The sequence below is a fragment of the Pseudomonas sp. FYR_2 genome (assembly GCF_043106425.1).
In the GTDB taxonomy this organism is placed as follows: domain Bacteria; phylum Pseudomonadota; class Gammaproteobacteria; order Pseudomonadales; family Pseudomonadaceae; genus Aquipseudomonas; species Aquipseudomonas monteilii.
On record NZ_JBICMM010000020.1, the window covers coordinates 80,145 to 101,412 of the forward strand.

17 protein-coding genes and 5 tRNA genes are annotated in these 21,268 nt (G+C 61.4%); 1 reads left to right on the forward strand and 21 read right to left on the reverse strand.

The features are described from left to right. Positions 1-94: 94 nt before the first annotated feature. The 9 genes from mgtE to alaS all read right to left on the reverse strand — a co-directional run bounded on the left by mgtE (position 95) and on the right by alaS (position 7,029). On the reverse strand, positions 95-1,537 hold the full coding sequence (gene mgtE, locus ACF8R4_RS10475; RefSeq protein ID WP_016711838.1) for a magnesium transporter: 1,443 nt from the start codon (positions 1,535-1,537) through the stop codon (positions 95-97). A gap of 398 nt (positions 1,538-1,935) precedes the next feature. Beyond that, a tRNA-Arg gene (locus ACF8R4_RS10480) sits at positions 1,936-2,012 on the reverse strand. 72 nt (positions 2,013-2,084) lie between these two features. Next, a tRNA-Arg gene (locus tag ACF8R4_RS10485) sits at positions 2,085-2,161 on the reverse strand. Between the two features lie 74 nt (positions 2,162-2,235). Beyond that, positions 2,236-2,312 (reverse strand) — tRNA-Arg (locus ACF8R4_RS10490). Positions 2,313-2,383: 71 nt separating this feature from the next. After that, positions 2,384-2,460 (reverse strand) — tRNA-Arg (locus ACF8R4_RS10495). Between the two features lie 106 nt (positions 2,461-2,566). Then, positions 2,567-2,657, reverse strand: a tRNA-Ser gene (locus ACF8R4_RS10500). 72 nt (positions 2,658-2,729) lie between these two features. Beyond that, positions 2,730-2,918, reverse strand: coding sequence for a carbon storage regulator CsrA (gene csrA / locus ACF8R4_RS10505; RefSeq protein WP_003254503.1), 189 nt, complete (start codon positions 2,916-2,918; stop codon positions 2,730-2,732). Positions 2,919-3,084: 166 nt separating this feature from the next. After that, positions 3,085-4,320: an aspartate kinase gene (locus ACF8R4_RS10510; RefSeq protein ID WP_019099135.1), complete on the reverse strand. Its 1,236-nt coding sequence runs from the start codon at positions 4,318-4,320 to the stop codon at positions 3,085-3,087. An 84-nt stretch (positions 4,321-4,404) separates the two neighbouring features. Then, positions 4,405-7,029 carry an alanine--tRNA ligase gene (alaS, locus tag ACF8R4_RS10515; protein ID WP_151458234.1) on the reverse strand — a complete coding sequence of 875 codons (2,625 nt, stop codon included), beginning with the start codon at positions 7,027-7,029 and terminating at the stop codon, positions 4,405-4,407. Positions 7,030-7,436: 407 nt separating this feature from the next. Here alaS and ACF8R4_RS10520 point away from each other — a divergent pair, with 407 nt between their 5' ends. Next, complete coding sequence (locus ACF8R4_RS10520) at positions 7,437-8,609, forward strand: M91 family zinc metallopeptidase (protein WP_060500701.1); 1,173 nt, start codon at positions 7,437-7,439, stop codon at positions 8,607-8,609. Between the two features lie 59 nt (positions 8,610-8,668). Here the strand turns inward: ACF8R4_RS10520 and astE are convergent, their stop codons facing one another. From astE to ACF8R4_RS10580, 12 genes are all read right to left on the reverse strand, one after another. Further along, on the reverse strand, positions 8,669-9,676 hold the full coding sequence (gene astE / locus ACF8R4_RS10525; protein WP_060500699.1) for a succinylglutamate desuccinylase: 1,008 nt from the start codon (positions 9,674-9,676) through the stop codon (positions 8,669-8,671). Positions 9,677-9,686: 10 nt separating this feature from the next. Beyond that, the gene (locus ACF8R4_RS10530; RefSeq protein ID WP_003256592.1) at positions 9,687-9,977 is read right to left on the reverse strand and encodes a topoisomerase II; all 291 of its coding nucleotides are present in this window, start codon (positions 9,975-9,977) and stop codon (positions 9,687-9,689) included. Positions 9,978-9,991: 14 nt separating this feature from the next. Further along, positions 9,992-11,341: an N-succinylarginine dihydrolase gene (astB, locus tag ACF8R4_RS10535; RefSeq protein ID WP_060500698.1), complete on the reverse strand. Its 1,350-nt coding sequence runs from the start codon at positions 11,339-11,341 to the stop codon at positions 9,992-9,994. 23 nt (positions 11,342-11,364) lie between these two features. Continuing rightward, positions 11,365-12,828 (reverse strand): succinylglutamate-semialdehyde dehydrogenase, encoded by a 1,464-nt coding sequence (gene astD, locus ACF8R4_RS10540; protein WP_060500696.1) that lies wholly within the window; start codon positions 12,826-12,828, stop codon positions 11,365-11,367. Beyond that, entirely contained in the window at positions 12,829-13,857 is a 1,029-nt protein-coding gene (astA, locus tag ACF8R4_RS10545; protein ID WP_060500694.1) for an arginine N-succinyltransferase, read from the reverse strand. Between the two features lie 78 nt (positions 13,858-13,935). Then, complete coding sequence (gene aruF, locus ACF8R4_RS10550) at positions 13,936-14,955, reverse strand: arginine/ornithine succinyltransferase subunit alpha (protein WP_060500691.1); 1,020 nt, start codon at positions 14,953-14,955, stop codon at positions 13,936-13,938. A gap of 135 nt (positions 14,956-15,090) precedes the next feature. Next, complete coding sequence (locus ACF8R4_RS10555) at positions 15,091-16,311, reverse strand: aspartate aminotransferase family protein (protein WP_019099128.1); 1,221 nt, start codon at positions 16,309-16,311, stop codon at positions 15,091-15,093. Between the two features lie 524 nt (positions 16,312-16,835). Beyond that, positions 16,836-17,816 (reverse strand): transcriptional regulator ArgR, encoded by a 981-nt coding sequence (gene argR, locus ACF8R4_RS10560; protein WP_060500689.1) that lies wholly within the window; start codon positions 17,814-17,816, stop codon positions 16,836-16,838. Between the two features lie 98 nt (positions 17,817-17,914). After that, positions 17,915-18,679, reverse strand: coding sequence for an ABC transporter ATP-binding protein (locus ACF8R4_RS10565; RefSeq protein ID WP_016711851.1), 765 nt, complete (start codon positions 18,677-18,679; stop codon positions 17,915-17,917). A 22-nt stretch (positions 18,680-18,701) separates the two neighbouring features. Continuing rightward, positions 18,702-19,400, reverse strand: coding sequence for an ABC transporter permease (locus ACF8R4_RS10570; RefSeq protein WP_060500687.1), 699 nt, complete (start codon positions 19,398-19,400; stop codon positions 18,702-18,704). Continuing rightward, the gene (locus tag ACF8R4_RS10575; RefSeq protein ID WP_014861201.1) at positions 19,397-20,086 is read right to left on the reverse strand and encodes an ABC transporter permease; all 690 of its coding nucleotides are present in this window, start codon (positions 20,084-20,086) and stop codon (positions 19,397-19,399) included. Before ACF8R4_RS10575 ends, ACF8R4_RS10570 begins: the two co-directional genes overlap by 4 nt. 88 nt (positions 20,087-20,174) lie before the next feature. After that, positions 20,175-20,960, reverse strand: coding sequence for an ABC transporter substrate-binding protein (locus ACF8R4_RS10580; protein WP_060500683.1), 786 nt, complete (start codon positions 20,958-20,960; stop codon positions 20,175-20,177). Positions 20,961-21,268: the final 308 nt, after the last annotated feature.

The following is a 21,268-nucleotide window of genomic DNA, read 5'->3' on the forward strand; positions in this document are numbered from 1 at the left end:
ACAAAAAAGCCAGCGTAAGCTGGCTTTTTTGTGGGTGGCTGGTTCTGCAAGAGACGCGAGCATTCGTAGGACCGTGTAAGTCACAAAGGCAGGATTACAGCAGGAACAGCGTGGCCAGACCGAGGAAGATGAAGAAGCCGCCACTGTCGGTCACGGCAGTGATCATCACACTCGCCCCCATCGCCGGGTCGCGCCCCAAGCGGGCCAATGTCATCGGGATGAGCACACCCATCAGCGCCGCCAGCAACAGGTTCAAGGTCATCGCGGCGGTCATCACCACGCCCAGCGACCAGCTGCCGTACAACCAGAAAGCCACGGCACCAATCACTCCGCCCCACACCAGGCCGTTGATCAGCGACACCGCCAGTTCCTTGCGCATCAGGCGGCTGGTATTGCCCGGCGATACCTGGTCCAGCGCCATGGCGCGGACAATCATGGTGATGGTCTGGTTACCCGAGTTGCCACCAATACCCGCAACGATCGGCATCAACGCGGCCAACGCCACCAGCTTTTCGATCGACCCCTCGAACACCCCGATCACTCGCGAAGCGAGGAACGCGGTAATCAGATTGATCGCCAGCCACGCCCAGCGGTTGCGGAACGAGCGCCAGACCGAAGCAAAGATATCTTCCTCTTCACGCAGACCCGCCATGTTGAGGACTTCGCTCTCGCTCTCCTCACGGATCAGGTCGACCATCTCGTCAATGGTCAAACGGCCGATCAGGCGCTCGCCCTTGTCTACGACAGGTGCCGATACCAGGTCGTAACGCTCGAAAGCCTGCGCCGCATCATAGGCATCTTCCTCGGGCTGGAAGGACACCGGGTCGGTCGCCATGACCTCCGCCACCTTCTTCTCCGGGTCGTTGACCAGCAGGCGCTTGATGGGCAACACACCCTTGAGGATGCCGTCGTAATCGACCACGAACAGTTTGTCGGTGTGGTTGGGCAGCTCTTTCAGGCGGCGCAGGTAGCGCAGCACCACTTCCAGGCTGACGTCTTCGCGGATGGTGACCATCTCGAAGTCCATCAGCGCACCGACCTGCTCCTCGTCGTAGCTCAGCGCCGAACGCACACGTTCGCGTTGCTGGGCATCGAGGGTTTCCATCAGCTCATGGATAACGTCGCGCGGCAGCTCTGGGGCCAGGTCGGCCAGCTCGTCGGCGTCCATTTCCTTGGCGGCGGCCAACAGCTCGTGATCGTCCATGTCAGCGATCAGCGATTGACGAACCGAGTCGGATACTTCCAGCAGGATGTCACCATCGCGATCCGAGCGCACCAACTGCCAGACCGTCAGGCGGTCTTCCAGAGGCAAGGCTTCGAGGATATAGGCGATGTCGGCGGGGTGCAGGTCATCAAGCTTACGCTGCAGCTCGACGAGGTTCTGGCGGTGGACGAGGTTTTCCACCAGGTCGTTGTGCGCGCCTTCCTGGCGGTGAGTCAGGTCTTCGACCACACGCTGGCGCTGCAGCAATTCGACCACCTGGGCCAGGCGATCCTGCAGGCTCTCTTGCGCTTTTTTTACTTCTACTTCCGTCATAGGCGAACTCCACTCCCAGCAGCGGAGCACGCCGGGAGAATCAATCGGTCAGATCTTTCTGTATGAATCGTGTTAGCGAGTAACTACTGGGTAAGTCCATGGTGGTTTTCCACAAGCCCCGGCGGGGCTGACGGGCGCAATCATACACTGCTAAAGCTGTCAGATCGCTTAAATTTTTGGCCAGAACAATCGTTTGCGTGATAAAGCTAGGACAACGCTCGAAGCTATCAGTGCGACGGTTGTTGTGGATGGGAAAGCACATTTGTCTGGGTTGCCGCACGGCGGCGCCAAGCTACACCACAATCATTACAGAAGAGCGTAGATCGACATCACCAACAATTCATTGGCGCAGAAAAACAAAAAGCCCGCTCAAAATGAGCGGGCTTCTTGATGGGGTATGGCGGACTCAGCAGGATTCGAACCTGCGACCGCTCGGTTCGTAGCCGAGTACTCTATCCAGCTGAGCTATGAGTCCGTGGTGGTAATTTTAGACCAGGTTACCACTGGTTGACTGAAACAGCTTTGCAAGCAGAGCCACTTCAAAAAGTGGCGGACTCAGCAGGATTCGAACCTGCGACCGCTCGGTTCGTAGCCGAGTACTCTATCCAGCTGAGCTATGAGTCCGCGATTGGCAGTTTTAGACCAGATTACCGCTGGTTGACTGAAGCAGCTTTGCAAGCAGAGCCACTTCAAGAAAGTGGCGGACTCAGCAGGATTCGAACCTGCGACCGCTCGGTTCGTAGCCGAGTACTCTATCCAGCTGAGCTATGAGTCCGCGATTGGCAGTTTTAGACCAGATACCGCTGGTTGATTGAAGCAGCCTTGCAAACAAAGCCACTTCAAAAGTGGCGGACTCAGCAGGATTCGAACCTGCGACCGCTCGGTTCGTAGCCGAGTACTCTATCCAGCTGAGCTATGAGTCCGTGTCTTGCCGCGCATTATAGGTCGCCGAAACATTTTTGCAAGAATGTTTTCGTTTAAAATCAACGACTTAGTATTCTTACCGTTTACAGCGCCCTACGCAAATAATGGCGGTGAAGGGGGGATTCGAACCCCCGATACCCTTATGAGGTATACTCCCTTAGCAGGGGAGCGCCTTCGGCCACTCGGCCACCTCACCGCAACACGAGGCGAATATTAAAGAACCTCTTTCACCTTTGCAACCCTTTTTTTGAAAAAAACTTCAAAAAAATTAAAGGCTTGGCTCTTCATCCTTCTCCTTCTTGATCCGCAGGTAGATTTCCTCGCGGTGAACAGCCACTTCTTTCGGGGCGCTGACGCCAATACGCACCTGGTTGCCTTTGACGCCAAGCACCGTCACGGTGATCTCGCCGTCTCCAATGATCAGGCTCTCGGCGCACCGACGAGTCAGAATCAACATAGCTTTCTCCTTACGCAAAACATTCAGGGGTAACAGTCTTGGGTATCAGGGCCAGTCGTGGACGACGACGGGACCCGGTTACGCGCCACACAGGGCAGGACAGGGCCTGCGTGGCGAGCAGAAACGCGAAGGGCGCGGCACCAGCCGCGCCCTTCCAGGCAGCGCCTTACTCGCCCTGTCGGGCAGGAGCGTCGAGCTCAAACGCGGTGTGCAGCGCGCGTACGGCCAGCTCCAGGTACTTCTCTTCGATCACGACCGAGACCTTGATCTCGGAGGTGGAGATCATCTGGATGTTGATGCTCTCCTTGGCCAGGGCTTCGAACATGCGGCTGGCCACACCGGCGTGCGAACGCATGCCGACGCCAACGATCGAGACCTTGGCGATCTTGGTGTCGCCAATCACTTCACGGGCACCGATTTCGCGGGCGGTGTTTTCCAGCACGCTTTGCGCCTTCTCGTACTCGTTGCGGTGTACGGTGAAGGTGAAGTCGGTGGTGTTATCGTGGGCAACGTTCTGCACGATCATGTCCACTTCGATGTTCGAAGCGCTGATCGGGCCGAGGATCTTGAAGGCCACGCCCGGGGTGTCCGGCACGCCGCGAATGGTCAGCTTGGCTTCATCACGGTTGAAGGCGATACCGGAAATGATCGGCTGTTCCATGGATTCCTCTTCATCAATGGTAATGAGGGTACCCGGACCCTCCTTGAAGCTGTGCAGCACGCGCAGCGGGACGTTGTACTTGCCGGCGAACTCCACCGAACGGATCTGCAGCACCTTGGAACCGAGGCTGGCCATTTCCAGCATCTCTTCGAAGGTGATCTTCTCCAGGCGCTGAGCCTGCGGCACGACGCGCGGGTCGGTGGTGTAGACGCCATCGACGTCGGTGTAGATCTGGCACTCGTCCGCCTTCAGCGCTGCCGCCAGGGCCACGCCGGTGGTGTCGGAGCCGCCACGGCCCAGGGTGGTGATGCTGCCGTGCTCGTCGACACCCTGGAAGCCCGCCACCACGACCACGCGGCCTTCCTTGAGGTCGGCGCGAATCTTCTGGTCGTCGATCTGCAGGATGCGCGCCTTGTTGTGCGCGCTGTCGGTAAGGATGCGCACCTGGTTGCCGGTGTACGACACCGCTGGCACACCGCGCTTGATCAAGGCCATGGTCAGCAGGGCGATGGTGACCTGCTCACCGGTCGACACGATCACGTCCAGTTCACGCGGAACCGGCTGATCGGTGATCTGCTTGGCCAGGTCGATCAGGCGATTGGTTTCACCGCTCATGGCCGACAATACAACCACCAGGTCGTCGCCCGCTTCACGGTGTTTCTTGACCTTTTCGGCTACCTGCTCGATCCGCTCGATGGAACCGACAGAGGTGCCGCCAAATTTCTGTACGATCAACGCCATTTCAATGGTGCCTCAGCCCATACAGGGCCCCAAAAAACAATCCAACATGAAGGGGCAAGTGACTAGACCACCCGCCCCTTCATCTCAAAGTCCCTGCTCTGCAAATGGCACGGCCAGCGCCAAGGCCTGGTCCAGTGCAGCGACGTCGACGCCACCACCCTGGGCCATGTCCGGACGGCCACCGCCCTTGCCACCCACCGCCGCAGCGGCTTGTTTCATCAGATCGCCAGCCTTGAGTTGGCTGGAGAGGTCCTTGGTTACGCCGGCCACCAGCACAACCTTGCCCTCATGCTCGCTGCCCAGCAGGATCACTGCGTGGCCGAGCTTGTTCTTCAGTTGATCGACCAGGGCCAGCAAAGCCTTGCCGTCCTGCCCATCCAGGCGGGCAGCAAGCACCTTGGCGCCCTTGACCTCAACGGCCGCATTGGAGAGATCGTCTCCGGCGGCGCTGGCGGCCTTGGCCTGCAGCTGTTCCAGCTGCTTCTCCAGCTGGCGGTTGCGCTCAAGCACAGCCGACAGCTTGTCGATCAGGTTGTCGCGATTACCTTTCACCAGTTGCGCGGCTTCCTTGACCTGCTCTTCGGCAGCGTTCAGGTAGGCCAGCGCTGCTGCGCCGGTAACGGCTTCGATACGGCGTACGCCAGAGGCCACGCCGCCTTCGCTGATGATCTTGAACAGGCTGATGTCACCGGTGCGCTTGGCGTGGATACCGCCGCACAGCTCAACCGAGAAATCACCGCCCATGCTCAGTACACGCACGGTGTCGCCGTACTTCTCGCCGAACAGCGCCATGGCGCCTTTGGCCTTGGCGGTTTCGATGTCGGTCAGTTCGGTTTCCACCGGGGTGTTCTTGCGCACTTCGCGGTTGACGATGTCTTCCAGGGCCTTGATCTGCTCCGGTTTCACCGCCTCGAAGTGGCTGAAGTCGAAACGCAGGCGTTGGCTGTCGACCAGCGAGCCCTTCTGCTGTACGTGCTCGCCCAGTACCTGGCGCAGCGCTTCGTGCAGCAGGTGGGTGGCGGAGTGGTTCAGCGAGGTGGCGTGCTGCACGTCGGCATCGACCTTGGCCTCGACCGGCGAGCCGATGACCAGCGCACCGCTGGCGACCACGCCGTGGTGCAGGAAGGCACCACCGGTCTTGGTGGTGTCGCGCACGTCGAAGCGCGCAGCGCCAGCCTGCAGGAAGCCGGTGTCACCCACCTGGCCACCGGATTCGGCATAGAACGGCGTACGGTCGAGCACGACCACGCCCTGCTCGCCTTCACCCAGCTGGTCAACGGACTGGCCGTCCTTGTACAGGGCGATGATCTTGCCCTGGCCTTCGGTGACGTCGTAGCCGAGAAACTCGGTGGCGGTGTCGACCTTGACCAGGCTGTTGTAGTCCATGCCGAAGGCGCTGGCGGAGCGGGCACGCTCACGCTGGGCGTCCATTTCGCGCTCGAAACCGGCTTCGTCGATGGTCAGCTCACGCTCACGGGCAATGTCGGCGGTCAGGTCCATCGGGAAGCCGTAGGTGTCGTACAGCTTGAACACCACGTCGCCCGGTACCACGTCGCCTTTAAGCTGAGCCAGGTCTTGCTCAAGAATACGCAGGCCCTGCTCCAGGGTCTTGGCAAACTGCTCTTCCTCGGCCTTGAGCACGCGCTCGATGTGCGCTTGCTGGCTCTTCAGCTCTGGGAAGGCCTCGCCCATTTCGGCGGCCAGTGCGGCGACGATCTGGTAGAAGAAGCTGCCCTTGGCACCCAGCTTGTTACCGTGACGGCAGGCGCGGCGGATGATGCGGCGCAGCACATAGCCACGGCCTTCGTTGGAAGGCAGCACGCCGTCGGCGATCAGGAAACCGCACGAACGGATATGATCGGCCACCACTTTCAGCGAGGCCTGGCCGTCGTTGCTGCAACCGATGGCCTTGGCAGCCGCCGCCAGCAGGTTCTGGAACAGGTCGATCTCGTAGTTCGAGTGCACGTGCTGCAGCACGGCGCTGACACGCTCCAGGCCCATGCCGGTGTCTACCGACGGCGCTGGCAGCGGGTGCAGCACGCCGTCGGCGGTGCGGTTGAACTGCATGAAAACGTTGTTCCAGATCTCGATGTAACGGTCGCCGTCTTCTTCTGGCGAGCCGGGTGGGCCGCCCCAGATGTCCGGGCCGTGGTCGTAGAAAATCTCGGTGCATGGGCCGCACGGGCCGGTGTCGCCCATGGTCCAGAAGTTGTCGGAGGCGTACGGGGCGCCTTTGTTGTCGCCGATGCGCACCATGCGCTCTTCCGGCACGCCGACTTCCTTCGTCCAGATGTCGTAGGCTTCGTCGTCAGTGGCGTAGACGGTGACCCAGAGCTTTTCCTTGGGCAGGTTCAGCCATTGCTCCGAGGTCAGGAAGGTCCAGGCGAAGGTGATCGCATCGCGCTTGAAGTAGTCGCCGAAGCTGAAGTTGCCCAGCATTTCGAAGAACGTATGGTGACGCGCGGTGTAACCGACGTTTTCCAGGTCGTTGTGCTTGCCACCGGCGCGCACGCACTTCTGGCTGCTGACGGCACGGGTGTAGGCACGCTTCTCCGCGCCGAGGAAGCAGTCCTTGAACTGGTTCATGCCGGCATTGGTGAACAGCAAGGTCGGGTCGTTGTTCGGGATCAGCGAACTGGAGGCGACTCGGGTATGGCCCTGCTCTTCGAAGAAGCGAAGGAAGGCTTCACGGATTTCTGCGCTTTTCATAGGTTCTTCCACGGAAACGGCGGCCCTGGTGGGCAAACACGTCGACGAAACGACGGCAAAGGGCCGCATTATATCGGTCCTGCAAGCTCGGTGCAGTGTGTTTATGCAAAAGAAAGCGTCGATCGGACGGCTTTTGGCGCCCTTGCAAACGAAACTGACATGACCGGATGCTAAATGCAGCCTTTCGCCACTGGCAAGCCAATTACCGCCCACGGGAAGGGAAAATGGAACAGGCGGTGAATTAAAAGGTTTTCATCCGAGACAGGATCCAAAACTCGACCTCACAGGCGCATGAAGATGCCAGCTGCATGCGCTAGATAATTACCGCGATGCTTCGCGTCACCACGCTTACCTTGCCTGCCGTGCCACCTTCATCACAGGCAGCCCAGTGCATTCGAGGTAACAATATGAATCCCAAACCGACCTATTTCATCTCCGGAAGAACCAGTGGTTACACCCAGCGCAAGGACACGGCCACGCCCGACAAGACCCTGCATCACCTTATCGAGTACAGCGACGACCAGCAGGAAATCTATCTCGAACAGGTCTTGCTCGACGGAAACCGGATCCCGGCCCGACACCATATGGTGATCGAGAGCCGTACCGCCGGTGCGAACATCGAGATCTCGACCTACGATTGCCACCTGCGCGCCGTGGTCAACGGCAAGCGCTTCATCCTCGCGCCAACGCCCCACCAAACACTCATCCTCAAGACGAAAGACGGCGGCACCAAAATCAGCGTTGCCGATGATGTGCAAATCCCCCTGATCATCCTGGCTGGAGCTGGCAGGAACACCATCAAGACAGGCGGTGGCGTCACGGAAGTGTTCACGGAATCAAACACTATCGACATTACCGTGGGCACAGGACTGACATTCATCAACAGTGCCTCGGCCGACCTCATCCTCACCGGCCATGTTCTGATCGGCAACCCTCACGGATCGGGCCTCTATGCGCGAGGAAAACCCGGCGACGAACGTTTCCAAGCCCCCCTTGCAGCGCCCTTGGACAGCCTGGCCAGTGCCACCTTCGAGATAAAAGGCAGCATCAGCTTCACCCAGGCAGTCAACAATCATCTCACCTTCCTGCGCCATACCGCTTGTGGCCAGCGATTACTGACCCAACTGGCCAGGCGCTCGTGGATACGGATCAGCGAAACCCGAACGGCCACCCGCTTTGAGGTACACGTTTCAGACCCCACCGAGAATGACCATTACCTGCAGCAAAACGAAAGGATGCAGTGGGTATCCGGCTGGCCCGCCGAGGGCGGCGACCTGGCGCTTAACCTTGCGCGCTCGGACAGCGAAAACCTGCCACTGCTGGACTTCTACCGCTGCTTGTGTGAAGCCTACAATGCTTTTAAAGGCACTACCGTACCGGGTAGCCAGACGATCGAGACCTTCGATTACAGGGAAGTTCAGGTAAACGCGGCGCAACTGCAAGCGATAGGCCTGGAGACTGGCGTTTTCTATGATTTCGACAACGACCCGGCAACACCGCCGACCGACACCAACCCCTCGCCGTTCACCGAGAACGCCCTACGGCTCGAGCTAGGCCTGCCACCACGCCTCTATTACTAGTACCAGGCTGATACGCATGGTGGTGATGCACTGCCATGCGCCCCAGCCCGGGCGGCCATTCATCCCAGGCGCTGCCCAGAATCCGGCACGATCAGAATACCTGCCCGCAAACCGTTCTTGACCCTGGGGTTGGGGAAAATGATGCGTGCCCCCTCCTCTTCGACCACCCAGCGCATCTCAGCCAGATCCTCGGCCAACAGATACCCCTTGCTCAGTTCGGAGAAGTTCTCGATGTCCGCCGGCAGGTGCAGGTGGAAGCTGTCGCTGTGCTTGATGATTTCGCGAGACACGCTGAACAGTTGCAGGCCATCCAGCGAACCCTCGCCCTCTGGCTCGGTAGCCTCGATGATGCGGATCAGCCGCTCTTCCAGCTTGTCGAGGTTGACTTGCTCGTTCTGGCCGAACGGGCGAGCCTTGCCAAGCTCCAGGGTGAAGGCTTCAGCATCCAGCTGTTCATAGGTGAAAGCACTGAAAGTGATGGAGGATTTGCTCTGCAGCAGCACCGCCTCCATGCCCGCTGCCGCCAGGCGCGCCAACTCACGACGAGAATGCTTGCGCCCCTCTTTATAAGGGTACAAGGCGAATTGCTCGATCTTCGAACCGCGAATGGCGGTATGCAGGTCGTAATGCAGGCGGCTGCGCCCCGGCTTGCTAAAGAACACCCGGGCGAACTGCTCAAGCTCCGCGGCACGCAAAGCCTCGAAACCACTGGAAAGCTCATGGCGGCCGTTGAACAGCCGGTTGATGTCCTGCTCGATAAAGCGCTCACCCTTGCGGATGGCCGCTGGGTTGCCGAACAGGAACAGCAACCGAGCCTTAGGCTTGATCTTGCCATTGGCCACGCCGTGCAGCAGCCGCTCGAGCAATTCGATCGGCGCCGTTTCGTTGCCATGAATACCGGCAGACAACAGCAAGTCCAGCCCGCAATCTTCGTTTTCGGGCGGGCGTACTTCCAGCGCGCCCTCCCCCAACCAGCGCAAACGCGCGCCCTTGGGTGTCACTTGGGTCTTCTCGGCCGGTTCGTGATCGGTGAGGGTCAGCTCAAGCAATTTGCCAAGGGCGAGCATAAGGGCTTCCTTAGTGGTGGTGTCCGCAGTCAGGGCCATGGACGTGATCGTCGTCTTCGCCAACCTCGGCCGGCTCCATTTCCAGCTGCAGGCTGACCAGATTGGTGGCCATCGGGCGCAGCAGCAGGTTGGCATACTCGGTGTCGTCTTCTTCGACATCCACACCGATCAGCAGCTGGCCACGGCCGTCCTGCTGAATCCACACTTCCTTGCCTTGCCAGACCACGGCAAAACGGGTGCAGGACGTTTCCAGCTGGGTGCCGTCTTCATCTTCGAGGATCAGGCGCAGGGCGTCGGTCATTGCAAAGTCTCTCTTCAAGGTTGGCGTTGGAACGGGTATACCGAGCCCAACTTCAGGATCTGGGTCAATTCATCCAGTGCTGTACGGCACTCCACCAGCAGTTGCGGGTCGGCCAAGTCCGCTTCGCCCAGGCGGTCGCGGTAGTGCTTGTCGACCCACTGCAGCAAGGTGTCGTACAGCGGGGCGGTCATGATAACGCCTTGGTTGACCGCTGCCAGTTCCGTTTCTTTCAACGCCACGCGCAAACGCAGGCAAGCCGGGCCACCGCCGTTTTGCATGCTCTGCTTGAGGTCGAACACCTTGACCTCCTTCACCGCGCCACCCTGGCTGGTCAGCTGGCCCAGGTAGGCCCAAACCCGCTCGTTGTTGCGGCACTCTTCCGGCACCACCAGCAGCATGGAACCGTCGTCGCGGCTGAGCAGCTGGCTGTTGAACAGGTAGGAACGCACCGCATCCTCAACCGTCACCGCCGCCCGTGGCACACAGATAGACTGGAAGTTGCCACCCTTGCTGGCCAGTTTAGCTCGCAGCTGGCCAAGCACCGTGTCGGTCTCCAGGAAGGCGTCCTCGTGGTAGAACAGCACCTCGCCGTTACCCACCGAAATCACATCGTTGTGGAACACGCCCTGGTCGATCACCGACGGGTTCTGTTGAGCGTAGACCACACCACCATCACTCAGCCCATGCAGCCGGGCCACGGCCTGCGAGGCCTCCAGGGTTTGCCGGGCCGGGTACTTCTGCGGGGCCGGGTAGCGGCTGTCGAAGGCACTGCGGCCGTAAACGAAGAACTCAACGCCCGGCTCGCCATAGGCACGGCAGAAGCGCGTGTGGTTGGCCGCGCCCTCGTCACCGAACTGTGCCACGGCAGGCAATGCGGCGTGGTGGGCAAAGTGGTTCTCGTTGTTGAACATGGCGCCCAGCACACGGCTGGTGGTCGGGTGCTCGATGCTGCGGTGGTACTTGCAGTTCAGGTTGGCAGCGGTGAAATGCACGCGGCCATCCGCGGTGTCGGCACTGGGGCTGACCGTGGCCGCGTTGGCCACCCACATGCTCGATGCCGAGCAGCTGGCCACCAGCAGCGGCATCGCTTCTTTAGCCGCACGCTGGATCACTTCCGCATCGCTGCCGCTGAAGCCCAGGCGGCGCAGGGCGGCCACATCCGGGCGTTCCTGCGGCGCCAGCACGCCTTGCTTGAAGCCCAGGTCAGCCAGCGCCTTCATTTTCGCCAGGCCCTGGCGCGCGGCTTCACGCGGGTTGGAACCCTGCTGGCTGTTGCTTTGCGAAGCCACGTTGCCGTAGGACAGGCCGCCATAGTTGTGGGTAGGCCCCACCAGGCCATCAAAATTCACTTCATAGGATTTCATCGGCTAGGCTCCGTGACCTGTTGTTATAGGGTGACGCCCGGCGTCAACGTCGCCGGCAAGGCAAGGCTGGCGGTCTCCAGCGAAGCCACGGGGTAAGCGCAATAGTCAGCCGCGTAATAGGCGCTGGCGCGGTGGTTGCCACTGGCGCCCACACCGCCGAACGGCGCGCTGCTGGCGGCACCGGTCAGTTGCTTGTTCCAGTTGACGATGCCGGCACGGCTGCGCAGCCAGAAGTACTGGTAGCGGGCGCGGGAGTCGGACAACAACCCGGCGGCCAGGCCGTACTGGGTGTTGTTGGCTTCATCGATGGCCGCATCGAAGTCGGCATAACGGATGACTTGCAGCAGTGGGCCGAAGAACTCTTCGTCCGGTCGCCCGGCCACGCCAGTGACATCGACGATGCCCGGGGTCAGCAGCGCGGCATCGGCCTGCGGCTGGGTCATTTCCAGCAGCTTCACGCCACCGTTGGCAACCAGCTCGGCCTGCGCCGCCATCAGCGCCTGCGCCGCGTGCAGCGAGATCACCGAGCCCATGAACGGCGCCGGTTGCTCATCGAACGCACCTACCGTGATGGTTTTGCACACTTCGACCAGTCGCGCGATCAGCGCATCACCCCAGGCACCTTGCGGCACCAGCAGGCGCCGGGCACAGGTGCAGCGCTGGCCGGCAGAAATGAACGCCGACTGGATAATGGTGTACACCGCCGCGTCGATGTCCTTGACCTCGTCCACCACCAGCGGGTTGTTGCCCCCCATTTCCAGGGCCAGGATCTTGTCCGGGCGGCCGGCGAACTGCTGGTGCAGCAGGTTGCCGGTGCGGCTGGAGCCGGTGAAGAACAGGCCATCGATGCCTGGGTTGGCAGCCAGCGCTACACCGGTTTCGCGTGCGCCCTGCACCAGGTTCAGCACACCCGCCGGCAAGCCAGCGGCGATCCAGCAATTGACGGTCAGCTCGGCCACTTTGGGGGTCAGCTCACTGGGCTTGAACACCACGCAATTGCCTGCCAACAACGCCGGCACAATGTGGCCGTTAGGCAAGTGGCCGGGGAAGTTGTAAGGGCCGAAGACGGCCACCACGCCGTGGGGCTTGTGCCGCAACACCGCCGTGGCATCGGCCAGCGGGCCACTCTTTTCGCCGGTGCGCTCGCGGTAGCTTTGCACCGAAATCGCCACCTTGTTGATCATGCTGGTGACTTCGGTCGCCGATTCCCACAGCGGCTTGCCGGTTTCCTCGCCGATGCACTGGGCCATGGCTTCAGCGTGCGCTTTCAACTGCGCCGCGAACTTCTCCAGCACATCGATGCGCGCTTCCAGGCTCAATTGCGCCCAGGCCGGGAACGCCTGGCGCGCGGCCTGCACGGCGGCCTCCACCTGGCTGGCGTCGGCGCCCTGCCCTTGCCAGATCACGGCCTGGGTCACCGGGTTCAGCGACTGCAGGGCTTCGCCCTGGCCGGCCTGCCAATTGCCTGCGATTAAATGCGTGGTCATTTACTGGGCCTCCCGGCTAGCCGACAGCGGCACCGCACGCACATTGTCGCCAGCCCCCATGCGCAGGCGCTTGGCGGTCAGCGGGTCGACCACCAGGGTTCCGGCGGCCAACCGCGCAGGTGCAGCCGTGATACGGCAGTCGTCGCGCTTGCGGTTGTGGATGATGTAAGGGGTGGCGTCATCGCCCGGCGTACCGACCGCCAGCACCAGGGTCTGGCTCTCGCGCACGGCGCGGATCCTGGCGGTGTCGCATTCGATGGCCGGGCCAGCATCGAAGATGTCGACGTAGCCCTGGTAGTTGAAGCCTTCCTGCTTGAGCATGGCCAGCGCCGGCTCGGTGTCCTTGTGCACACGGCCGATCACATTGCGCGCCGCTTCGGACAGGAAGCAGGTGTACAGCGGGAACTTGGGCATCAGCTCGGCGATGAACGACTTGTTGCCCACACCAGTGAGGTAGTCCGCCTGGCTGAACTCCATCTTGAAGAAGTGCCGGCCCAGGCTTTCCCAGAACGGCGAACGCCCCTGCTCGTCCGACATGCCGCGCATTTCGGCAATGATCTTCTTGCCGAACAGCTCGGGGAACTCGGCAATGAACAGCATGCGCGCGCGTGACAGCAGGCGGCCATTCAGACCGGAGCGGTAGTCGCTGCGCAGGAACAACGAGCACAGCTCGGAGTTGCCGGTCAGGTCGTTGGCCAGGAACAGCGTGGGGATTTCGCGGTAGATCTTCAGCTCCTGCGAGGCACTGACGGTCAGGCCGACCCGGTAGTTGTACCAGGGCTCGCGCAGGCCGACAGCACCGGCAATGGCACTGATGCCCACCACCAGGCCTTCGTCGTTTTCCAGCACGAACAGGTAGTCAGTGTCGCCACGCTCGGCCTCGCCACGGAAGCTTTTTTCCGCCCAGCCAACGCGATGCCCCAGGCGCTCTTCGTTGGCCGGCAGCGTGGTCAGCCCGGTGGTACCGGTGCTGCGTGCCAATTCGATCAACGCAGGCAAATCGCTGCTGCGTACAGGACGAACGATCATGCTATCTCCTTGTGCGACGGCATCGGCCGGCGCGAAACTCTGCTAACGCATCAATCCCGAAACGTCTGTCGCCAGACCTCAGACCGCCACCAGGCGCACGCTGGCGCCCTCGCCCACACCCAGTGCATCGGCTGCCGCCACGCTCAGGCTTACCGGTTTGCCGGGTACCCAGTCGAGGTCCAGCAGCACCGCGCGGTAGTCCTGGAGCTGGCCGTTGCAGACCAGGTACGGGCGCCCGCCGTTGGCTGGCGCTTCTTCGATTTTCACCGGCACTACCCGGCTCTGAGCGATCGAGCGAATGCCCGAGGTACGCGCATGCAAGGTCGGGCCGCCGTCGAAGATGTCGATGTAGTGCTCGGTCTCGAAGCCTTCGCGCATGAGGATGTCGAAGGTGATCTGCGCGCGCGGGTGCACCTGGCCCATGGCTTCCTGCGCTTCATCAGGCAGCAGCGGCACATAGATGGGGTAGTGCGGCATCAGTTCGGCGAGGAAGGTGCGGCTTTTAAGGCCACACAGGCGCTCGGCGTCGGCATAGTTGAGGTCGAAGAAATTGCGGCCGATGGCATCCCAGAACGGCGATTCGCCCTGCTCGTCGCTGAAACCGACGATTTCGGTCACGACCGAGTCGGCGAAACGCTCCGGATGCGCGGCCATGAACAGCAGGCGACCGCGCGAATTAAGCTCGGCCCAGCCACTGTTCACCAGCTCTGGCAATACATAGAAGCTGGTCAGCAGGCTGTTGCCGGTCAGATCATGACACAGCGACAGCACGTGAATCTTGTTGTGAATCTTCAGCTCGCGCGAGGCATGCACGAACGTTTCGTTACGGAAGCTGTAGAACGGCTCGGAGTAGCCCGCTGACGCCACAATGGCCGAGCAGCCGGCCAGCTTGCCGGTTTCGCTGTCTTCGAGCACGAAGAAGTAGCTTTCTTCACCGTTGAAGATGACCTCGGCGGCGAAGGAAGTCTCGGAAGCGGCGATCTTGTCGCCCAGGCGAGCAGCGTCGTCCGGCAGCGAGGTGACACCAATGGGGCTGTCTGCAGCCATGCGCTGCACTTCGTTCAGATCAGCCATTTGCGCGGGGCGCATCACCAGCATGGTGTCACTCCTTTGGAATACGGGCCACTTACGGCGGCACGGAAAAACGGCAGGCACACGGGCCCCTGCACTGGAATCGGGTATCGCCGGCCCGGCTCAGCCATGGCTGGGGCCGGCGAAGTGGCCGCAGGCGGATCAGCCTTTGGTCAGGGTGGCCACGGCGCGCTCGAAGCGATCCAGGCCTTCATCGATGTCGGCGTCTTCAACCACCAGGCTTGGCGCGAAGCGGACCACGTCCGGGCCGGCCTGCAGCACCATCACGCCTTCTTTCTCGGCAGCGTTGAGTACGTCCTTGGCCTTGCCTTGCCAGGCTTCGGTCAGCACGCAGCCCAGCAGCAGGCCAACGCCCCGTACCTGGCTGAACAGGTTGTACTTCTGGCCAATCTGCTCCAGACGGGTCTTGAAGCGCTCATGCTTGGCCTTGATGCCGGCCAGGGTTTCCGGGGTGTTGACCACATCCAGCACGGCACAGGCAACAGCGCAGCCCAGCGGGTTGCCACCATAGGTGGTGCCGTGGGTGCCGACGGCCAGGTGTTTGGCCAGCTCGGTGGTGGTCAGCATGGCGCCGATCGGGAAGCCGCCGCCCAGGCTCTTGGCGCTGGTCAGGATGTCTGGCGTCACGCCGTAGTGCTGGTAGGCATACAGCGAACCGGTACGGCCCACGCCGGTCTGCACTTCGTCGAAGATCAGCAGGGCGTTGTGCTCGTCGCACAGCTTGCGCGCGCCTTCCAGGTAGGCCTTGTCGGCCGGCACCACGCCGCTCTCGCCCTGGATCGGCTCGATCACCACGGCGCAGGTCTTGTCGGAAATCTGTGCCTTCAGCGCTTCCAGGTCGTTGTAGGGCACGTGGCTGATGCCGGTGATCTTGGGGCCGAAGCCATCGGAGTACTTCGGCTGGCCACCAACGCTGACGGTAAACAGGGTACGACCGTGGAAGCTGTTCACGGTGGCGATGATTTCGTGCTTTTCCGGGCCGAAGCGGTCATGCGCAACGCGACGGGCCAGCTTGAAAGCGGCCTCGTTGGATTCGGCGCCAGAGTTGCAGAAGAACGCCCGGTCGGCAAAGGTGGCATCCACCAGTTTGTGGGCCAGGCGCAGGGCCGGCTCGTTGGTGAACACGTTGGATACGTGCCAGAGGGTGTTGGCCTGCTCGGTCAGGGCCTTGACCAGTGCCGGGTGGCAGTGACCCAGGGCGTTTACCGCGATGCCACCGGCAAAGTCGATCAGCTCGCGACCCGACTGATCCCAAACGCGGGAACCCTCGCCTCGCACAGGAATGAAGGCCGCCGGAGAATAGTTGGGGACCATGACCTGGTCGAAATCGGCACGTTGCACCGGGGCTTGCTCAACGGACATCTGAGTCTCCTGAAGAGGAACGCTGGCCTGGAAGTGGCGAGCGATGGGGGGATTGTAAGGACTGATCCGCGCCTGTCCTTGCGGCCAAGCGACAACTTGTTACAGCGCAAAACCCAGTTTTGGCAAGGTTTTCGGCAATGCGACAAACACTGTCGCAATCGCGCAGTGTACGGGAGAGAGGGGGCTGGGTGAACGGGTGTTCACATAGGTTTGTGAGGGGGTGTTTGACGATATTGATGGGGCGCATGCGAAATCGAGCGCCGCCCGCGCGGCGCATCGCGAGCTACGCTCGCTCCTACGTTTGTTTCGGGCCAGTAAAGCCAGTTGCGGGCGCGCGCGACCGCCTTGTTTTACGACGCAATATCGCGCCATGCGCAAAGGCGTTCGCGCGTAAATCCCACAGGATTAATTGGCCCGAAACAAACGTAGGAGCGAGCGTAGCTCGCGATGCGCCGCGCGGGCGGCGCTCGATTTCCGCCGCACCATCACCCCCAAGGCATACACCCCCGACCCCACCCAAAACCTCAGCCTTTTTCAGCCGGTGCCGAGCTGAGTTCGAACGGGCTGCTGCTACGCCGTTGATTACGGTCTTCCCGTGGCGTCGCACCAAAGAAGTTGCGATAGGCACTGGAAAAATGCGGCCCCGACGAAAAGCCACAAGACAACCCGATCTGGATGATCGACTTGCTGGTCTGCATGAGCATCTGCCGCGCCTTGTTCAGCCGCAGCTCTAGATAATATTGGCTCGGCACGCGATTCAGGTACTGCTTGAAGATGCGCTCCAGCTGCCGGCGCGACACGCACACATGCTGGGCAATTTCGTCGGTGGTCAGCGGCTCTTCGATGTTGGCTTCCATCAACAGCACCGCCTGGGTCAGCTTGGGGTGGCTGGAGCCCAGGCGGTTCTGCAGCGGAATGCGCTGGCGCTCACCACCCTCCCGGATGCGCTCTACCACCAACTCTTCCGAAACAGCCCCCGCCAGCTCCGCCCCATGATCGCGGGCCAGCACGGCCAGCAGCAGGTCGGTTACGGCCATGCCTCCACAGGCCGTCAGCCGGTCGCGGTCCCAGTCGAACAGGTGACTGGTGGCGATGACCTTAGGAAAGCGCTCGGCAAAATCATCCTGCCAGCGCCAGTGCACGGCAGCACGATAACCGTCGAGCAAGCCGAGCATCGCCAGAGGATAAACCCCGGCAGACAGGCCACCGATCATGCAACCGCTGCGCGCCTGCTGCTTGAGAGCAGCCGACAAGGCTGCCCCTACTCCCGCAGGCGGCTCGTCAGCAACCAGAAACAGCTTGTGGCACCCCTCCAGGCGGCCAGTCCACGGCTCGCCCGGCAGGCGCCAGCCACCCTCTTGCGCCGGCTCCGCCTGCAGGAAGGCCATTTCGTAGACCACATCCGGGTGCACCCGCTGCGCCACCAGCAACACTTCCTCGGCCAGCGCCAGGGTCAAGGGCCTGGTGCTGGGCCAAATGAGAAAACCGATTCGCTGGGTGGTCATAGGGTGCGGTCCGAAACCTGAGGTCGTTCGAGTCTGTGCGCCGGGTCAGGCTGCGCTCGCCGCGCAGCATGCCCTATTCTGGTGCAAAAATGCAGCTTTTACTTCAGGCTGCCGGAGAGGAACTGCTTCAGGCGCTCCGACTGCGGGTTGGCCAGCACTTCACGCGGGCAGCCGGTTTCTTCCACCAAGCCTTTGTGCAGGAACACCAACTGGTTGGACACCTCACGGGCAAAGCCCATTTCGTGGGTCACCACCACCATGGTGCGGCCTTCCTGGGCCAGCGCCTGCATCACCTTGAGGACATCGCCCACCAGCTCAGGGTCCAGTGCCGAGGTCGGTTCGTCGAACAGCATAACCTCCGGCTCCATGGCCAGTGCGCGGGCAATTGCCACACGTTGTTGCTCGCCCCCCGACATATGCCCGGGGAAGGCGTCCTTGCGGTGGGCAACACCCACCTTGGCCAGGTAATGCTCGGCCTTTTCCAGCGCTTCCTTCTTGTTCACACCCAACACATGCACCGGCGCTTCGATGATGTTTTCCAGTGCGGTCATGTGCGACCACAGGTTGAAGTGCTGGAACACCATCGACAGGCGCGAGCGCATGCGCTGCAACTGACGCGGGTCGGCAGCCTTCAGCGCGCCGTCCTTGCCGGCCACCAGCTTAAGCTCTTCGTTGTTGAGCAGGATCTTGCCCGCGTGCGGCTGCTCCAGCAGGTTGATGCAGCGCAGGAAGGTCGACTTGCCCGAACCACTGGAGCCGATGATGCTAATGACGTCGCCGGCCTTGGCCGCCAGCGATACGCCCTTGAGCACTTCGTGGCTGCCGTAACGCTTGTGCAGGTCTTGGACTTCGAGTTTGTACATGCTGTCGATTCTCACAGAGCGGTCAGTGCTTGCGCGGCGCCAGGTAGCCGAGCCAGCGGCGTTCGGCCATCTTGAACAGGCGCACCAGGATGAAGGTCAGGCACAGATAGAACACGCCCGCCGTGATGTAGGCCTCGAAAGGCAGGTAGTACTGGGCGTTGACCGTGCGTGCGGCACCGGTGATGTCGATCAGGGTGACGATCGACGCCAGGCTGGTGGTTTGCAGCATCATGATCACTTCGTTGCTGTACTGCGGCAGCGCCCGGCGCAAGGCCGAGGGCAGCAGGATGCGCCGGTACATTTTCATGCGCGACATGCCCATGGCCTTGGCCGCCTCGATCTCGCCATGGGGCGTGGCCTTGAGGCTGCCGGCAATGATTTCGGCGGTGTAGGCGCTGGTGTTGATGCCGAACGCCAGGCACGCGCAGAAGGTGGCGCTGGACAGCAGCGGCCAGAGGAAGCTTTCGCGCACCGCTTCGAACTGCGCCAGGCCGTAGTAGATCAGGAACAGCTGCACCAGCATGGGTGTGCCGCGGATCACGTAGGTGTACAGCCACGCAGTCAGGTTGATCGCCGGCTGTTTCGACACGCGCATCAGGCCCAGCGGAATGGCCGCCAGCAGCCCGAAGAACAGCGAAATCGCCAACAGCTTGAGGGTGGTCAGCAGGCCGCCGAAGTACATCGGCAAAGCATCCCAGACGACGTTGTAGTCGAAGATCATAGTTCAGCCACCTTGACGCCCACCGAGTAGCGGCGCTCCAGATACTTCAGGGCCAGCAGCGAAACGCTGGTCAGCACCAGGTACAGTGCCGCCACCGCCAGGAAGAAGGTGAAAGGCTCGCGGGTGGCATCGGCCGCCTGCTTGGCCTTGAACATCATGTCCTGCAGGCCGACGACCGAGATCAGCGCGGTGGCCTTGGTGAGTACCAGCCAGTTGTTGGTGAAGCCCGGGATTGCCAGGCGAATCATTTGCGGCACCTGGATGCGGAAGAACACCTGGCGCGGGCTCATGCCATACGCCACGCCGGCCTCGGCCTGACCCTTGGGAATGCCCAGGAAAGCACCGCGGAAGGTTTCCGAGAGGTAGGCGCCAAAAATGAAGCCCAGCGTGCCGATACCGGCAACCAACGGATTCAGGTCGATGTAGTCTTCGTAGCCGAGCAGCGGTGCCACCCGGTTGATGATGTCTTGCCCGCCGTAGAAGATCAGCAGGATCAGGACCAGGTCCGGAATACCACGGATCACCGTGGAATACAGGTCGCCCAGCCAGGCCAGCCAGCGCACCGGCGACAAGCGCAGCGCCACACCGATCAGGCCGAGCACGATGGCCAGGGCCATCGACGACAGGGCGAGCTGAAGCGTCAGCCACGCCCCGTCGAGGATGACTGCCCCGTAGCCTTTCAACATGATGAGGTCCTCGACCTAAAGAATGAAAAATGGTGCAAACCTCAGAGCCTCTGCTGTTTGCACCATTGCACAGGTGAAACCCGACGTCTTAGTTCGAGTCTGGACCGTAGATGTCGAAGTTGAAGTACTTCTTCTCGATTTCTTTGTACTTGCCGTTGGCACGGATGGCGTCGATGGCCGCGTTGATGCGGTCGACGTTGGCCTTGTCACCTTTGCGCACAGCAATACCGATACCGTCACCGAAGTACTTGGCATCGGTGAAGGACGGGCCTACGAAGGCGAAGCCTTTACCCGCGTCGGTCTTGAGGAAGCCGTCTTCCAGCAGGGTGGCGTCGGCCACGGTGCCGTCCAGGCGGCCAGCGGCTACATCCAGGTAGATTTCGTTCTGGGTGCCGTAAGGCACCACGGTGGCACCTTTGGCGCCCAGTACTTCCTTGGCGAAGCGGTCATGGATCGAGCCACGCTGCACGCCGATCTTCTTGCCTTTCAGCTCATCCAGGCTTTCGCTGACCGTGGTGCCTTCCTTCATCACCAGGCGCGCCGGCGTGAGGTAGTAACGCTTGGTGAAGTCGACCGACTTCTTGCGGTCCTCGGTGATCGACATGGACGACAGGATGGCGTCGATCTTGCGCACTTTCAGCGCCGGGATCAGGCCGTCGAACTCCTGCTCGACCCAAGTGCACTTGGCTTTCATCTCTTCGCACAGGGCGTTGCCGATGTCGTAGTCGAAACCGGCGATGCTGCCATCGGGCTGCTTGAAGGCGAAGGGTGGGTAGGCGGCTTCAATGCCGATTTTCAGCGGTTTTTCATCGGCCTGCGACACCAGGGAAAATACGGATAGCGCCAGGGCGCCAAGCAGTGCGAGCTTCTTCATCAGGTAACTCCATCGGTACGGGGCAATACAAGGCAGGTAACGGCTGCCCGATATGCGAATGGGTACAACGCGAGCCGCGCAGGGTTCGACCAAGGTCGCAGACCACGAGCGAGTGAGTGGCATTTTAGCGACAGCCCAGTAGTCGATATTTCTTCAAAGCGACAACTACTTACAGAAGCGCCTGAAACCGCTGCGGGCGATGTTGACGACCAGCGCAAAATATGCGAAGGCACAAGAAATAGAACCAATAGACCTAGCAATTCCTGGGCCTATTATTGGCAAAGCCTTGTACTACGGCAAGTGGAGCG

Bases quoted from the DNA above. Each gene is read 5' to 3' on its own strand.
- aruF (WP_060500691.1), bottom strand. From the start codon at position 14,955: ATGCTGGTGATGCGCCCCGCGCAAATGGCTGATCTGAACGAAGTGCAG.
- ACF8R4_RS10575 (WP_014861201.1), bottom strand. From the start codon at position 20,086: ATGTTGAAAGGCTACGGGGCAGTCATCCTCGACGGGGCGTGGCTGACG.
- ACF8R4_RS10580 (WP_060500683.1), bottom strand. From the start codon at position 20,960: ATGAAGAAGCTCGCACTGCTTGGCGCCCTGGCGCTATCCGTATTTTCC.
- alaS (WP_151458234.1), bottom strand. From the start codon at position 7,029: ATGAAAAGCGCAGAAATCCGTGAAGCCTTCCTTCGCTTCTTCGAAGAG.
- ACF8R4_RS10565 (WP_016711851.1), bottom strand. From the start codon at position 18,679: ATGTACAAACTCGAAGTCCAAGACCTGCACAAGCGTTACGGCAGCCAC.
- astD (WP_060500696.1), bottom strand. From the start codon at position 12,828: ATGACCACGCATTTAATCGCAGGCAATTGGCAGGCCGGCCAGGGCGAA.
- ACF8R4_RS10555 (WP_019099128.1), bottom strand. From the start codon at position 16,311: ATGTCCGTTGAGCAAGCCCCGGTGCAACGTGCCGATTTCGACCAGGTC.
- csrA (WP_003254503.1), bottom strand. From the start codon at position 2,918: ATGTTGATTCTGACTCGTCGGTGCGCCGAGAGCCTGATCATTGGAGAC.
- argR (WP_060500689.1), bottom strand. From the start codon at position 17,816: ATGACCACCCAGCGAATCGGTTTTCTCATTTGGCCCAGCACCAGGCCC.
- astE (WP_060500699.1), bottom strand. From the start codon at position 9,676: ATGCTCGCCCTTGGCAAATTGCTTGAGCTGACCCTCACCGATCACGAA.
- ACF8R4_RS10530 (WP_003256592.1), bottom strand. From the start codon at position 9,977: ATGACCGACGCCCTGCGCCTGATCCTCGAAGATGAAGACGGCACCCAG.
- ACF8R4_RS10520 (WP_060500701.1), top strand. From the start codon at position 7,437: ATGAATCCCAAACCGACCTATTTCATCTCCGGAAGAACCAGTGGTTAC.
- ACF8R4_RS10510 (WP_019099135.1), bottom strand. From the start codon at position 4,320: ATGGCGTTGATCGTACAGAAATTTGGCGGCACCTCTGTCGGTTCCATC.
- mgtE (WP_016711838.1), bottom strand. From the start codon at position 1,537: ATGACGGAAGTAGAAGTAAAAAAAGCGCAAGAGAGCCTGCAGGATCGC.
- astB (WP_060500698.1), bottom strand. From the start codon at position 11,341: ATGAAATCCTATGAAGTGAATTTTGATGGCCTGGTGGGGCCTACCCAC.
- astA (WP_060500694.1), bottom strand. From the start codon at position 13,857: ATGATCGTTCGTCCTGTACGCAGCAGCGATTTGCCTGCGTTGATCGAA.
- ACF8R4_RS10570 (WP_060500687.1), bottom strand. From the start codon at position 19,400: ATGATCTTCGACTACAACGTCGTCTGGGATGCTTTGCCGATGTACTTC.